10 protein-coding genes are annotated in these 14,017 nt (G+C 70.2%); 9 read left to right on the top strand and 1 reads right to left on the bottom strand.

Features of this window, described 5'->3' with window-relative positions; translation table 11 throughout:
- Positions 1 to 570 precede the first annotated feature (570 nt).
- The 7 genes from proV (at position 571) to BM070_RS16065 (ending at position 8,468) form a co-directional block, all read left to right on the top strand.
- Entirely contained in the window at positions 571 to 1,863 is a 1,293-nt protein-coding gene (gene proV, locus BM070_RS16090; RefSeq protein WP_245785252.1) for a glycine betaine/L-proline ABC transporter ATP-binding protein ProV, read from the top strand.
- The gene (gene proW, locus BM070_RS16085; protein WP_092940357.1) at positions 1,860 to 3,107 is read left to right on the top strand and encodes a glycine betaine/L-proline ABC transporter permease ProW; all 1,248 of its coding nucleotides are present in this window, start codon (positions 1,860 to 1,862) and stop codon (positions 3,105 to 3,107) included. Before proV ends, proW begins: the two co-directional genes overlap by 4 nt.
- Before the next feature lie 151 nt (positions 3,108 to 3,258).
- Positions 3,259 to 4,251 (top strand): glycine betaine/L-proline ABC transporter substrate-binding protein ProX, encoded by a 993-nt coding sequence (proX, locus tag BM070_RS16080; protein WP_434803193.1) that lies wholly within the window; start codon positions 3,259 to 3,261, stop codon positions 4,249 to 4,251.
- Between the two features lie 336 nt (positions 4,252 to 4,587).
- Positions 4,588 to 4,740, top strand: a complete 153-nt coding sequence (locus BM070_RS24835; protein ID WP_175518524.1) for a hypothetical protein — start codon at positions 4,588 to 4,590, stop codon at positions 4,738 to 4,740.
- A gap of 67 nt (positions 4,741 to 4,807) precedes the next feature.
- Entirely contained in the window at positions 4,808 to 6,391 is a 1,584-nt protein-coding gene (locus tag BM070_RS16075; protein WP_092940356.1) for an ATP-binding protein, read from the top strand.
- Complete coding sequence (locus tag BM070_RS16070; RefSeq protein ID WP_092940355.1) at positions 6,388 to 7,158, top strand: response regulator; 771 nt, start codon at positions 6,388 to 6,390, stop codon at positions 7,156 to 7,158. Before BM070_RS16075 ends, BM070_RS16070 begins: the two co-directional genes overlap by 4 nt.
- A 137-nt stretch (positions 7,159 to 7,295) precedes the next feature.
- Entirely contained in the window at positions 7,296 to 8,468 is a 1,173-nt protein-coding gene (locus BM070_RS16065) for a DNA topoisomerase IB (protein WP_092940354.1), read from the top strand.
- Between the two features lie 29 nt (positions 8,469 to 8,497).
- On the opposite strand, the gene fumC is transcribed toward BM070_RS16065, so the two are convergent.
- Positions 8,498 to 9,883: a class II fumarate hydratase gene (fumC, locus tag BM070_RS16060; protein ID WP_092940353.1), complete on the bottom strand. Its 1,386-nt coding sequence runs from the start codon at positions 9,881 to 9,883 to the stop codon at positions 8,498 to 8,500.
- A gap of 223 nt (positions 9,884 to 10,106) precedes the next feature.
- Between fumC and BM070_RS16055 the strand changes: the two genes are divergently transcribed.
- Together BM070_RS16055 and BM070_RS16050 are read left to right on the top strand one after the other, a co-directional pair.
- Positions 10,107 to 12,287, top strand: coding sequence for a bifunctional diguanylate cyclase/phosphodiesterase (locus tag BM070_RS16055; protein WP_175518523.1), 2,181 nt, complete (start codon positions 10,107 to 10,109; stop codon positions 12,285 to 12,287).
- A 123-nt stretch (positions 12,288 to 12,410) separates the two neighbouring features.
- A complete protein-coding gene (locus BM070_RS16050; protein WP_092940352.1) occupies positions 12,411 to 13,970 on the top strand; it encodes a fumarate hydratase in 1,560 nt (519 codons plus the stop codon).
- The last annotated feature ends 47 nt before the right edge of the window (positions 13,971 to 14,017 follow it).

The following is a 14,017-nucleotide window of genomic DNA, read 5'->3' as shown; positions in this document are numbered from 1 at the left end:
GTGTGCTACGCCCGTGCCGCACGCGTCAATAGCACAGGTTACAAAAACCCGGCTTTTGACTCAAAAGAACTGAATTCCTATACTTTTGCCGTGTTTTACAACCTGCCAAGCAGGTAATCCGACCGGCCCGACTGGCGCCGGAAAGGATCGATGGCCGGGCAACCGCCCTCCCGCCCGCTGCGTTTTCGCGGCCGGCGCGGTGCAGATGCGGCGCCCGGCACCACGGCCGGCAACTCGGCCCTGATGCCTCACGGCGGACAGCGCAAGTCCTCTGACCAGACCTCTTGCCCGCTCCGCACACCCCAGGCCCTTGCGCACCGATTCCGCGTGCCATCCGGGCCGATGGACACCGCCCCGGCGCCGTGTCCGCCCTTGTTCCGCCGACCGGCCTGGCGCCGGCGCCCGCCATGCGCAGCCGCGCCTTCGGGCCCAACGCCAAGCCGGCCCGGCTGCCGCATCAGGGTGCGCCTTCGTTTTCGTTCCGAGTGCTGCCCGGCTCCGCCGAGCCCTGCGCGCCCCGTGCGCCGGGGCGTGTTCAACCCATTCCAACCAACGAGGGAGGACCACCACATGGCCAAGCAAATCATCATCGACAGCGTCTTCAAGGTGTTCGGCGATTCGCCGGAAGAAGCGCTCAAGCTGCTCGACCAGGGCAAGACCAAGCAGGAGATCCTGGCTGCCACCGGCAACTCCATCGGCGTCTTCGACGCCAGCTTCACCATCGAGGCCGGCGAGATCTTCGTCGTCATGGGCCTGTCGGGCTCGGGCAAATCGACCCTGGTGCGCATGCTCAACCGGCTGATCGAGCCCACGGCCGGCCGCATCGTGGTGGACGGCCAGGACATCAACGCCCTGAGCGACCGCCAGCTGCGCGCCCTGCGCCGCAAGGACATCAGCATGGTGTTCCAGTCCTTCGCGCTGATGCCGCACATGACGGTGCTTGACAACACCGCCTTCGGCCTGGAGCTGGCCGGCGTGGACCGCGAAGAGCGCCGCCAGCAGGCCGCGCTGGCGCTGGAGCAGGTGGGCCTGGCCGGCTGGGCCGAGAGCTACCCCGACGAACTCTCCGGCGGCATGCAGCAGCGCGTGGGCCTGGCCCGGGCGCTGGCTTCGGACCCGTCCATCCTGCTGATGGACGAGGCCTTCTCGGCGCTGGACCCGATCATCCGCACCGAGATGCAGAGCGAGCTGCTGCGGCTGCAGGAGGTCAAGCGCCGCACCATCGTCTTCATCTCGCACGACCTGGACGAGGCCATGCGCATCGGCGACCGCATCGCCATCATGAAGGACGGCCACGTGGTGCAGGTGGGCACGCCCGACGACATCCTGCGCAACCCGGCCAACGACTACGTGCGCAACTTCGTGCGCGGCGTGGACGCCGCTGCCGTGTTCAAGGCCGGCGACATCGCCCGCAAGCGGCTGACCGTGGTGCGCGAGCACACCGACCGCGGCTGCCGCCCCGCGCTGCAGCTCATCGAAGGGCACGACGACAACTTCGCCTACGTGGTCACGCCCTCGCAGCGCTACCTGGGCACCGTCTCGGCCGATTCGCTGCGCGCCGCGCTGCACGGCCACTCGGGCCCGCTGGGGCTGCAGCACGCCTTCATCCCCGAAGTGACCACCATCCCCGCCGACGCGCCGGTGGCCGACCTGTTCGGCCAGGTGGCCCAGGCTCCCTGCGCGCTGCCGGTGGTGGAGCCCAACGGCCGCTTCCGTGGCGTGGTCAGCAAGACCACGCTGCTGCGCTTCCTGGACCGCGACACGCCGCCCGTGCCGCCCAGCCCGCCGCAGGCTGATGACGCCGCCACCCCCGCCACCACGGCCCCTGCCGCCACCGCCACGACCGAAAGGAGCCCCGCATGAAGCACCACGACACCAGCCTGCTGCACACCCCGGCCACCCTGATCGCCCAGGCCGACACGGCCACGCCCGACCTGGCGAATGCCAGCCATGCGGCCCAGGCCGCCGCCGCCGCGGCCAGCACGCCCGTGGCTGATCCCATGGCCGACCCCTGGGCATCCGCCACCGACGCCAGCGACGCGAGCAGCTGGCTCTCGCTGCCGCACGACGCCGCCGCGGGCGCCGACCCCTCCGCCGCTGCCGGCGGCCTGCACCTGAGCCAGCTCTGGGACGGCACCCTGCCGGTCGAAGCCTGGATCAACCACGGCCTGGGCTGGGCCGTGGAGCACCTGCGCCCCTTCTTCCAGACCGTGCGCGCGCCCATCGACGGCACGCTGCGCTGGGTCGAGGGCCTGCTCACCAGCCTGCCCACGCTGGCCATGATCGCCCTCATCGGCCTGCTGGCCTGGCAGTTCGCCGGCCGCGTGCTGGCGCTGGGCGCCGTGGTGTCGCTGCTGGTCGTCGCCATGCTGGGCATCTGGCCCGAGGCGATGGTCACGCTGTCGCTGGTGCTCACCTCGCTGGCCTTCTGCGTGCTAATCGGCCTGCCGCTGGGCATCCTGCTGGCCAGCAGCGACCGGGCGCAGCGCATCATGCGGCCGCTACTGGACGCCATGCAGACCACGCCGGCCTTCGTCTATCTGGTGCCGGTGGTGATGCTGTTCGGCATCGGCAACGTGCCGGGCGTGGTCGTGACCATCGTCTTCGCGCTGCCGCCGCTGGTGCGCCTGACCAACCTGGGCCTGCGCCAGGTGCGGCCCGACCTGATCGAGGCCTCGCGCGCCTACGGCGCCTCGCCCGCGCAGATGCTCTTCAAGGTGCAGCTGCCGCTGGCCATGCCGTCCATCATGGCCGGCATCAACCAGGCGCTGATGCTGTCGCTGTCGATGGTGGTGATCGCCTCGATGATCGCCGTGGGCGGCCTGGGCCAGATGGTGCTGCGCGGCATCGGCCGGCTGGACATGGGCCTGGCCACCGTGGGCGGCCTGGGCATCGTGCTGCTGGCCATCACGCTGGACCGCCTCACCCAGTCGCTGGGCAAGCCCAGCCGCGGCGCCCGCCGCTGGTGGCAGACCGGCCCCGTGGGCCTGGTGACGCGCCTGATGCCCGCACGGCAGGCCCGCGCCGGCCGCGCCGCCCAGCCCGCCCCGGCGGCGGCCGAGGCACCGGCCGAGATGTCCAGCTCGCTGGCCGGCGCTGCGCGCTGATACGCCACCGCCCCACTCCGCCCCACCACGCCCCATTTCCGCGAAAAGGAGTCCCGATTTGACGACCCGCACCGTGACCACGACATCCACCCACCCCACCCGCCCTGCCCGCCGCACGGCCCGCATCCTGCTGGCCGGCGCCGTGCTGGCGCTGAGCTTCGGCCTGGGCGCCACCGCCGCACGCGCCCAGGCGCCCGCCGGCGGCGAGGCGCTGCCCGGCAAGGGCATCAGCGTGCAGCCGCTGCAGAGCTCGCTGGCCGAAGAGACCTTCCAGACCGTGCTGGTCAACCGGGCGCTGGAGCGCCTGGGCTACGACGTCCAGCCGATCAAGGAGATCGAATACGCCACCGCGCACGTCGCCATCGCCAACGGCGACGCGACCTTCATGGCCGACCACTGGGACCCGCTGCATGCCGAGTTCTACAAGAACGCCGGCGGCGACGCCAAGCTGTTCCGCAAGGGCATCTATTCCAGCAACGCCGTGCAGGGCTACTTGATCGACCGCAAGACGGCAGAGGCCTACCACATCACCCGCATCGACCAGCTCAAGGACCCGAAGATCGCGGCCCTGTTCGACACCAACGGCGACGGCCGGGCCGACATGACCGGCTGCAACCCCGGATGGGGCTGCGAAGGCGTGATCGAGCACCAGCTCACCGCCTACGGGCTGCGCAACACCGTCACCCACGTGCAGGGCAGCTACGCCGCGCTGATGGCCGACACCATCGCCCGCTTCAAGCAGGGCCAGCCCATCCTCTACTACACCTGGACGCCCTACTGGGTCAGCAGCGTGCTGCGCCCGGGCAAGGACGTGGTGTGGCTGCAGGTGCCGTTCTCGGCGCTGCCGGGCCAGCAGGCGGGCACCGACACGCAGCTGCCCAACGGCAAGAACTACGGCTTCATCCCCAACCACCAGCGCATCGTGGCGAACAAGCGGTTCACCGACGCCAACCCGGCCGCGGCGCGCCTCTTCGAGGTGATGCAGCTGCCGGTGGCCGACATCAACGCGCAGAACCTGGCCATGCGCGAGGGCCAGAACAGCATGGCCGACGTGCGGCGCCATGCCGACGACTGGATCCGCGCCCACCAGAGCACCTTCGACGACTGGATCGCGCAGGCGCTGGCCGCCGCCCGGCAGAAGTAGCCGCGCCGGGCCCCTGCCGGGGTGCGCCCGTTGGCGCCCTGGCAGCCTGAACGGCCCGCAGCGCCCTTTCCATGGGCGCACCCCGCTATCTTCCTGATAGCAGAGCCGGAAGCTGCCGCAGCGGGGCAGCTTCCGATTTTTCTCCCGGATTGGCCGGCACATTGGCCTGCGATTCCTCCAGGAGAACGCCATGCCCCCATCGAGACAGACCGCTGCCGCGGCCCCCGCAGCCAGGAACTCCAGCCCCGTGGCCAGGCCCATTCCAGGGCCGCAGCGCCACTGAAAGCCGCGCCGCACGCGCGAACCGAAGCAACGAAGACGACGGAACCCTCTCCCATGTCCACCTTCCGCATCACCCTGCTCACCCTCTGGCTCAGCTTCACGCTCATCGCACTGGCCACCGCCAGCGCCATGGCGCAGCCCCTGTCCGGCACCTTCGCCATGCCGGATGCGGCCATGGCCGCTGCGGCCGACATCCCGCTACGATAGGCACGCCCCCGCCCAGGCAGGCCGGCCCGGGCACCCGCTGCCCTGAGCCTGCCGACACGCCGACCCCATGAACCGACTACTGACCCTGCAAAGCAAGGCCTTCCTCGCGCTGTCCACGCTGATGCTGGTCATGCTGCTGATGTTCGTCGGCCTCTCGCGCCTGGGCCTGCAGCGCGGCATGGGCCCCTACGTGGCCGAGATCGAGCTGGGCCGCCTCGACTGGTTCGCCAACCGGCTGCAGAACGTCTATGCGCAGCACGGCGGCTGGAAGACCCTGCAGTCCCAGCCCGGCCTGTGGCACGAGCTGCGGCGCCCCGAGGCCCAGGGCAACGCCGCCGCGGGCTCGCCAGGCACCAGCCCCTATGCGCGCCCCTACAACCGCCCGCTGCTGGGCGACTGGGGCGCCGAGTTCCACCACAGCGGCACCGCCGCCACCCACAAGCCGCCCTACGGATCGATGCCGCCGCCCTGGATGGAGAACGGCGGCCACACGGGGCTCAGGCCCTTCTCCGACGCCCTCTCCCAGCGCCTGGGCCTGCTGGACAACGACCGGCGGCTCATCGCGGGCAGCCCGCCGCAGCCGGGCTACGCGCGCACCGTGCTGCGCAACGCCGCGGGCCAGCCCATCGGCCAGCTGGTGCTGTCGCCGCCGCTGGTGCTGGAACGCGAGGCCGACCACGCCTTCGTCGGCCAGCAGCTGGTCTTCGTGGTGTGGACCGGCGCCGTGGGCCTGGCCATCGCGATGGTGCTGTCGTGGTGGCTGGCGCGGCGCTGGCTCACGCCCGTGGGCGCGCTGGTGGCCGGTGCGCGCAGCATCGCCGCCGGGCACCTGGAAACCCGCGTGCCGCCCCAGGGCGGGCAGGAACTGAGCCTGCTGGTGGACACCTTCAACCACATGGCCGAGCGGCTGGCGAGCGTCGAGGCCTCGCGCCGCCAGTGGATCGGCGACGTGGCCCACGAACTGCGCACGCCGCTCGCCGCCATGCGCGCCGAGATCGAGGCCCTGCAGGACGGCGTGCGCCCCTTCGACGGCACCACCGCCGGCCGGCTGCACCGCCAGGTCATGCGCCTGACGCAGCTGGTGGGCGACCTGCGCGCCAGCCTGGATGCCGGCGAGAGCGGCGGCCAGCCCGCCCTGCTGGAGCCGCTGCAGCCCCTGCCCGTGCTGGCCGAGGCCATGGCCTCCATGCTGCCGCGCTTCGAGCAGGCCCGCGTGGCGCTGGCGCCGCTCGCCAGCCGGCTGCCCGCCGGCAACCCGCCCATGGTGCGCGGCGACGCCCAGCAGCTGCACCGCGTCTTCCTGAACCTGCTGGAAAACAGCCTGCGCTACACCGATGCCGGCGGCCGCCTGGAGATCAGCGCGGCCATCGAGCGCGGCCCGGCCGGCGCCGAGCCCGTGCTGGCCCTGCGCTTCGACGACACCGCCCCGGGCGTGAGCCCGCCCGATCTGCCGCGCATCTTCGAGCGCCTCTACCGCGCCGAAGCCTCGCGCGCACGCACCCAGGGAGACCCTGGCGGATCGGGCCTGGGCCTGGCCATCTGCCGCGCCATCGTGCAGGCCCACGGCGGCCACATCGGCGCAGAAGCCTCGCCCCTGGGCGGCCTGCGCATCCATCTCACCCTGCCCTTGCTGGAGACACCCACCGCATGACGACGAGCCCTACCCGCATCCTGGTGGTCGAAGACGACCAAGACATCGCCGACATCCTGCTCGACTACCTGCGCCACGCCGGCTACGAGGCCGAGCACGTGGCCGACGGCACCGAGGCCCTCACCCGCCTGACCACCGGCCGCACGCCCGACCTGACCCTGCTGGACGTGATGCTGCCCGGCACCGACGGGCTGAACGTGCTGCGCGAGACCCGCCGCTTCACCCAGGCCCCCGTCATCCTGCTGACGGCCCGGGTCGAAGAAGTGGACCGCCTGATCGGCCTGGAGCTGGGCGCGGACGACTACATCTGCAAGCCCTTCTCCCCGCGCGAGGTCATGGCCCGCATCAAGACCGTGCTGCGCCGCACCACCCAGCAGCTGCCCGAGGCCGCGCACAACCACGCCCTGGTGCTCGACGAAGCCCAGTGGCAGGCCCACCTGCGCGGCGTGCCCGTGCCGCTCACGCTGCGCGAATTCCGCCTGCTGCAGGCGCTGATGCGGCAAAGCGGGCGCATCTTCTCGCGCGCACAGCTGCTGGACCTGGCCTACGACGACACGCTGGACGTGAACGAGCGCGCCGTGGACAGCCACATCAAGAACCTGCGCCGCAAGCTCAAGACCGCCGACGGGCGCGACCACGACTGGATCCGCTCGGTCTATGGGGTGGGCTTCGCGTTCGAGCCGCCGCCGGACACGCCCGATGCCAGCCCGGAGCCGGCCGCTGCCGCACCGGTCGCGATGCCGGCCCCGGCCGCCCTGCGCCCCTGAGCTGGCGAGCTGGCGGCGCGCACCACGCAGTGCCGCCGCCTTCCCACCACCGCTGCGGGCAGGTTCCTACAGCCCCGCGCGCATGGCCGCGTTGTGATCGAGCACAGCCCTTTTCGCTGCCTCGCACACCGCCCCGCATGCCCGCTGCCGCCGCCCCTGGTACCGCCACCGCCCCCACGCCCCGCCCCGGCAGCCGCCTGCCCGGCGGGCTGATCTACGTCACCGCCGGCATGCCGGGCCTGCAGCGCCTCAAGCGCGGCAAATCCTTCGCCTACCGCCGGCCCGACGGCAGCTGGGAGCGCAGCGAGGACGAGATCGCCCGCATCCGCAAGCTGGCCATTCCGCCCGCCTACACCGACGTATGGATCTGCTCCCGCCCCAACGGCCACCTGCAGGCCACGGGCCTGGATGCGCGGGGCCGCCGCCAGTACCGCTACCACCCTGAATGGCGGCGGCTGCGCGACGAACACAAGTTCGAGCGCATGCGCGCCTTCGGCCAGGCCTTGCCGCGCATCCGCGCCCGCGTCGCGCGCGACCTCCAGCCCCGGCGCGGCGCACCAGCGCTCTCGCGCACCGTGGTGCTCGCCACCATCGTGCGGCTGCTGGACACGACCTTCCTGCGCGTGGGCAACGAGGAATACGCCACCACCAACCAGTCCTACGGCCTCACCACCCTGCGCCGCCGCCATGCGGGCGTGCGCGGCGGCCAGATCACGCTGCGCTTTCGCGGCAAGAGCGGCGTGGAGCAGCAGGCCACGCTGGACGACCCGCGCGTGGCCCGCGTCGTGCGCCGCTGCCAGCAGCTGCCCGGGCAGGAGCTGTTCCAGTACGAAGACGAGGACGGCACGCGCCGCACCGTCGGCTCCAGCGACGTGAACGACTACCTGCGCGAGATCACCGAGGGCGCCCGCCGCGCGCCCTTGAAGGGCGATGGCGATGCCGAACTGCATTTCACGGCCAAGGACTTCCGCACCTGGCACGGCACGGCGCAGGCGCTGGAGCTGACGCGCCTGGCCTGCAGCGGCGCGGGCGACGGCGAGGCGGAGCCCGCGAAGTACAGCGCCAAGGCGATCCTCGCCGAGGTCGCACGCCAGCTGGGCAATACGCCCGCGGTGTGCAGGAAGTCCTACATCCACCCGGCCGTGCTGGAACTGGGCGCCCATCTGGCGTCAGGCAGCGGCCCCGGCATGCAAAGCGTGTGGGCGCGCCTGGGCGCCGGCGCCGCACCGCGCGGCCTGAGCGCCGCCGAGCGGCGGCTGCTGGCCTTTCTGCGCAAGCCGCCCCGCCTGCCCGCAGCCCTCAAGCGCTGAGGGAGCCAGGGCCCGGCCCGGCCCGCGCCTCAGCGCCCGACCATGTGGCCGGGCACCACCCAGGCGTCGAACTGCTCGGCGCTGACGTGGCCCGAGGCGATGGCCGCCTCGCGCAGCGACGTGCCTTCCTTGTGCGCCTTCTTGGCGATGAAGGCGGCCTTGTCGTAGCCGATGTGGGTGTTGAGCGCGGTCACCAGCATCAGCGACCGGCCCACCAGCTCGTCGATGCGCTCGCGGTTGGGCTCGATGCCCACGGCGCAGTGGTCGTTGAAGCTGACCATGCCGTCGGCCAGCAGGCGCACGCTCTGCAGGAAGTTGTGCGCCACCATCGGGCGGAACACGTTCAGCTCGAAGTTGCCCGAGGCGCCGCCGAAGTTGATGGCCACGTCGTTGCCGAAGACCTGCGCGGCGAGCATGGTCACCGCCTCGCTCTGCGTGGGGTTCACCTTGCCGGGCATGATGGACGAACCCGGTTCGTTCTCCGGAATGGAGATCTCCCCGATGCCGCTGCGCGGGCCGCTGGCCAGCCAGCGCACGTCGTTGGCGATCTTCATCATGCTGGCGGCCAGCGTCTTGAGGGCGCCGTGGGCATGCACCAGCGCATCGACCGAGGCCAGCGCCTCGAACTTGCTGGGCGCGGTGACGAAGGGCAGCCCCGTCAGCTCGGCCAGCTCGCGCGCCACGCCCTCGGCATAGCCCTTGGGCGCGTTCAGGCCCGTGCCCACGGCCGTGCCGCCCAGCGCCAGTTCATAGAGGTGCGGTAGCGCATCGCGCACATGCCGCTCGCCGTGCGCGAGCTGCGCCACCCAGCCCGAGATCTCCTGGCCCAGCGTGAGCGGGGTGGCGTCCTGCAGGTGGGTGCGGCCGATCTTGACGATGTCGTCGAACGCCTCCGCCTTGGCCTGCAGCGTGGCGCGCAGCTTGGCGATGGCGGGCAGCAGGCGGTGCGTGAGCGCCTCCACGGCCGCCACGTGCATGGCGGTGGGGAACACGTCGTTGCTCGACTGGCTGCGGTTCACATCGTCGTTGGGGTGCACCAGCCGGCCTTCGCCGCGCTGGCCACCCAGGATCTCGCTGGCACGGTTGGCCAGCACCTCGTTCACGTTCATGTTGGTCTGCGTGCCCGAGCCGGTCTGCCAGACCACCAGCGGGAATTCGGTCGGGTGGTGGCCGGCGATCACCTCGTCGGCGGCGGCCACGATGGCTTCGGTCTTCTTCGCGTCCTGCAGGCCCAGGGCCTGGTTGACCCGGGCCGAGGCGCGCTTGACCTGCGCCAGCGCCTTGATGATCTCGCGCGGCTGCTGCTCGCCCGAGATGTCGAAGTTCTGCAGCGAACGCTGGGTCTGCGCGCCCCACAGCTGGTGGGCCGGGACGTCGATGGGGCCGAAGGTGTCGCGCTCGGTGCGGGTGCTCATGGCTGAAACTCCTGGTGAAGAACGAAAGGCGGAAAACCCGCATCGCGGCCCAGCAGTCTGCGGTCACGATGTGGCTGCCGACCCGGATGCAGGACGAAGCTCAACAGGATACGGACAACAAAAACAATTGTCATTTTGAAGGGACATATCACATTGAACGCGCAAATACGTGACAAATCGATACACTTGAACGAATTCCCCCCGTCCGCTTCCATTCCATTCAATGGCCGATTTCCACAGCCTCGCCAGTGCCGAGTTCATGCCCTCGCGCTATGACCCCTGGGTGGTGGCTGCCTCGTTCGCCATCGCGGTGTTGTCCAGCTACGTCACGCTGGACCTGGCCCGGCGCGTGCATCGCTCGCGCCGGGACGTCGGCAGCATCTGGTGGCTGGCCGGCTCCACGGTGATGGGCACCGGCATCTGGTCCATGCATTTCCTGGGCATGCAGGCCTTCGAGCTTCCCGTGGCGCTCGGCTTCACCGGCGGGCTCACCTTCCTCTCCTGGCTCGCTGCCGTGTCGGCATCGGCCATCGCCCTGGGCGTGGCCAGCCTGCCGCGCTTCGGCATGCCGCAGATCCTGCTGGGCGCGACCTTCATGGGCGCCGGCATCAGCGGCATGCACTACCTGGGCATGCGTGCCATGCAGATGTCGCTTCCCATCGTCTGGGACCCGGTGCAGGTGGCGCTGTCCATCGCAGTCGCGCTGGCGGCTTCCGGCATCGGGCTGACCATCTTCCGCTGGGTGATTCCCATGGAGCAGGGCCCGCGCCGCGTGAAGGTCCAGATCGCTGCGGCCGTGGTCATCGGGCTGGCCATCTGCGGCATGCACTACCTGGGCATGGCGGCGGCCTCCTTTCCGGAAGGCTCGGTCTGCCTGAGCGCCAACCAGCTGGGCGGCCCGGGGCTGACCACCATGGTCCTGCTCTCCACCGGCATGCTGCTGCTGGGCACCCTGTTCACCTCCGTCCTGGATGCCCGCCTGCAAGGCACGGCGCGGCAGCTCAATGCCTCGCTCAAGGACAGCAACTCACGCCTCATGGCCGCCAACTCGCAGCTGCAGAAGCAGGCCTTCACCGACGCGCTCACGCGGCTGCCGAACCGGCTGCTGTTCGAAGAGCGCCTCACGCAGGCCCTGGCGCAGCTGGGCACGTCCGAGGGCGAAGGCAGCGTGCAGCGCCTGGCCGTGATGTTCGTGGACCTGGACGGCTTCAAGCCCATCAACGACTCCTTCGGCCACGCCGTGGGCGACTCCATCCTGCGCAATGCCGCCCGCCGGCTGCAGCTGCAGGCGCGGGCCAACGACACCCTGGCCCGCGTGGGGGGCGATGAATTCCTGATCCTGCTGGAGAACCCCGCCAGCATCGAAGAATGCACGGCCACCGCGCAACGCATGCTGGAGGCCATCGGCAAGCCCTTCGATGCCGGCGGCAAGACGGTGCAGATCGCCTGCTCCATCGGCATCGTGGTGTATCCGGAGCACGGCCACCCCGACAAGCTGGTGGCCCATGCCGATGCCGCCATGTACGCGGCCAAGCGGCTCGGCGGCAATCACTACGCCGTCTTCGAGCCGCACATGGCCATCGACACCGCCACGCAGGTGTCGCTGCAGCAGGACCTGCGCCAGGCCATCCAGAACAACGAACTGAGCCTGAGCTACCAGCCCAAGGTCGATGCCCAGCGCAACTGCATCACCGGGGTGGAAGCGCTGCTGCGCTGGAAACACGCCGAACGCGGCTACGTGAGCCCGGGCGAGTTCATCCCCGTGGCCGAACGCTTCGGCATCATCGGGCAGTTGGGCCACTGGGTGATCGAAGAAGCCTGCCGGCAGATGGCCGAATGGAAGTGGGAAGGGCTGAACATCCGCGTGGCGATCAATCTCTCGGCCCATCAGATGCGTGAAAGCGGTCTGGCCGAACGCATCCGCAGCGCGCTCTACACCCATGGCATACCGGCGTCGTTCCTGCTGTGCGAGATCACCGAATCCGTGGCCATGGAAGACACCCACGCCACGCAGCGCACCATCGAAGAACTGGGCCGCATCGGCGTGTACCTGTCCATCGACGACTTCGGCACCGGCTATTCGAGCCTGAGCTACCTGCGCCGGCTGCCGGCCCGCCAGCTCAAGATCGACCAGACCTTCGTGCGCGACCTGGAGGAGCAGGACGACGCCCGCGCCGTCGTGCAAGCGGTCGTGCGCCTGGCACATGCGCTCGGCCTCAAGGTGGTGGCCGAAGGCGTCGAAACGCAGGGCCAGCGCGACATCCTGCTGGAGATGCAGTGCGATGAACTGCAGGGCTACTTCTTCGCCCGCCCCATGCCTGCCGAAACCCTGCGCGCCTGGGCGCGCGGCAACAAACCTGCAGGCACCGCCGACTTCAGCGAATCGACCCTCGGGGCGACCTGAGCGCCGCAAGTCCGGCAGGGCAGCGGCCGCCGCGGCGGGTCTCCGCCGGGCATGACAGCCCGGAGACAGGCTCGGCGCGATAATCGCGCCCGTCAGTTCATCCCACTCGAAAACTCACCCACCATGAGCACCACCATCCGGTACCACGACCTCGTGGAATCCGTCGCTGCGTCCCTGCAGTACATCAGCTACTACCACCCCGCCGACTTCATCGCCCACCTGGCCCGCGCCTACGAGCGCGAAAAGAGCCCGGCGGCGCGCGATGCGATGGCGCAGATCCTCACCAACAGCAAGATGAGCGCCACCGGCCAGCGCCCCATCTGCCAGGACACCGGCATCGTCAACGTGTTCCTGAAGATCGGCATGGACGTGCGCTGGGAAGGCTTTCCGGCCGGCCAGGGCCTGGAAGACGCCGTCAACGAAGGCGTGCGCCGCGGCTACAACCACCCCGACAACATGCTGCGCGCCAGCGTGGTGGCCGACCCGCAGTTCCTGCGCAAGAACACCAAGGACAACACGCCCGCCGTCATCTTCACGCAGATCGTGCCGGGCAACACCGTGGACATCACCGTCGCGGCCAAGGGCGGCGGCAGCGAGAACAAGTCCAAGATGATCATGATGAACCCCAGCGACAACCTGGTGGACTGGGTGCTCAAGACCGTGCCCACCATGGGCGCCGGCTGGTGCCCGCCGGGCATGCTGGGCATCGGCATCGGCGGCACGGCGGAAAAGGCCGTGCTGCTGGCCAAGGAAAGCCTGATGGACGACCTGAACATGTACGAGCTGCAGGCCAAGTCCGCCCGCGGCGAGAAGCTCGATCAGGTCGAAGAGCTGCGCCTGGAGCTGTTCGAGAAGGTGAACGCCCTGGGCATCGGCGCGCAGGGCCTGGGCGGCCTCACCACCGTGCTGGACATCAAGATCAAGATGTACCCCACGCACGCGGCCTCCAAGCCCGTGGCCATGATCCCCAACTGCGCCGCCACGCGCCACGCGCACTTCGTGCTCGACGGCTCCGGCCCGGTCTATCTGGACGCGCCTTCGCTCGACCTCTGGCCCAAGATCGACTGGGCGCCCGACTACAACAAGTCCAAGCGCGTCGATCTGAACCAGCTCACCAAGGAAGAGGTCGCCAGCTGGAAGCCCGGCGACACCCTGCTGCTCAACGGCAAGATGCTCACCGGCCGCGACGCCGCGCACAAGCGCATCCAGGACATGCTGGCCAAGGGCGAGCAGCTGCCGGTGGACTTCACCAACCGCGTCATCTACTACGTCGGCCCGGTCGATCCGGTGCGCGATGAAGTCGTCGGCCCCGCCGGCCCGACCACCGCCACCCGCATGGACAAGTTCACCGACATGATGCTGGCGCAGACCGGCCTCATCGCCATGATCGGCAAGTCCGAGCGCGGCCCGGTCGCCATCGAAGCCATCAAGAACCACAAGAGCGCCTACCTGATGGCCGTGGGCGGCGCCGCCTACCTCGTCAGCAAGGCCATCAAGCAGGCCAAGGTCGTGGGCTTCGCGGACCTGGGCATGGAAGCCATCTACGAGTTCGACGTGGTGGACATGCCCGTCACCGTGGCCGTGGATGCCGGCGGCACCAGCGCCCACATCACCGGCCCGGCCGAATGGCAAAAGCGCATCGCCACCGGCGAGTTCAAGTCCATCGACGTCGTGGCGGCCTGACCGATCACGGCCGCGCCTCGCACGAGGCAGGCAGGCAGGCCCACGCA

The organism is Paracidovorax wautersii (assembly GCF_900113035.1).
GTDB classification, from domain to species: Bacteria; Pseudomonadota; Gammaproteobacteria; order Burkholderiales; family Burkholderiaceae_C; genus Paracidovorax; species Paracidovorax wautersii.
The sequence above is the reverse complement of the archived record's forward strand: the minus strand, read 5'-3'. Positions and strand labels throughout refer to the sequence as shown.

Excerpts from the sequence above, each read along its gene's own strand:
- proW (WP_092940357.1), top strand. The coding sequence starts at position 1,860 with ATGAAGCACCACGACACCAGCCTGCTGCACACCCCGGCCACCCTGATC.
- proV (WP_245785252.1), top strand. The coding sequence starts at position 571 with ATGGCCAAGCAAATCATCATCGACAGCGTCTTCAAGGTGTTCGGCGAT.
- BM070_RS24835 (WP_175518524.1), top strand. The coding sequence starts at position 4,588 with ATGTCCACCTTCCGCATCACCCTGCTCACCCTCTGGCTCAGCTTCACG.
- BM070_RS16075 (WP_092940356.1), top strand. The coding sequence starts at position 4,808 with ATGAACCGACTACTGACCCTGCAAAGCAAGGCCTTCCTCGCGCTGTCC.
- BM070_RS16070 (WP_092940355.1), top strand. The coding sequence starts at position 6,388 with ATGACGACGAGCCCTACCCGCATCCTGGTGGTCGAAGACGACCAAGAC.
- fumC (WP_092940353.1), bottom strand. The coding sequence starts at position 9,883 with ATGAGCACCCGCACCGAGCGCGACACCTTCGGCCCCATCGACGTCCCG.
- BM070_RS16055 (WP_175518523.1), top strand. The coding sequence starts at position 10,107 with ATGGCCGATTTCCACAGCCTCGCCAGTGCCGAGTTCATGCCCTCGCGC.
- BM070_RS16050 (WP_092940352.1), top strand. The coding sequence starts at position 12,411 with ATGAGCACCACCATCCGGTACCACGACCTCGTGGAATCCGTCGCTGCG.
- BM070_RS16065 (WP_092940354.1), top strand. The coding sequence starts at position 7,296 with ATGCCCGCTGCCGCCGCCCCTGGTACCGCCACCGCCCCCACGCCCCGC.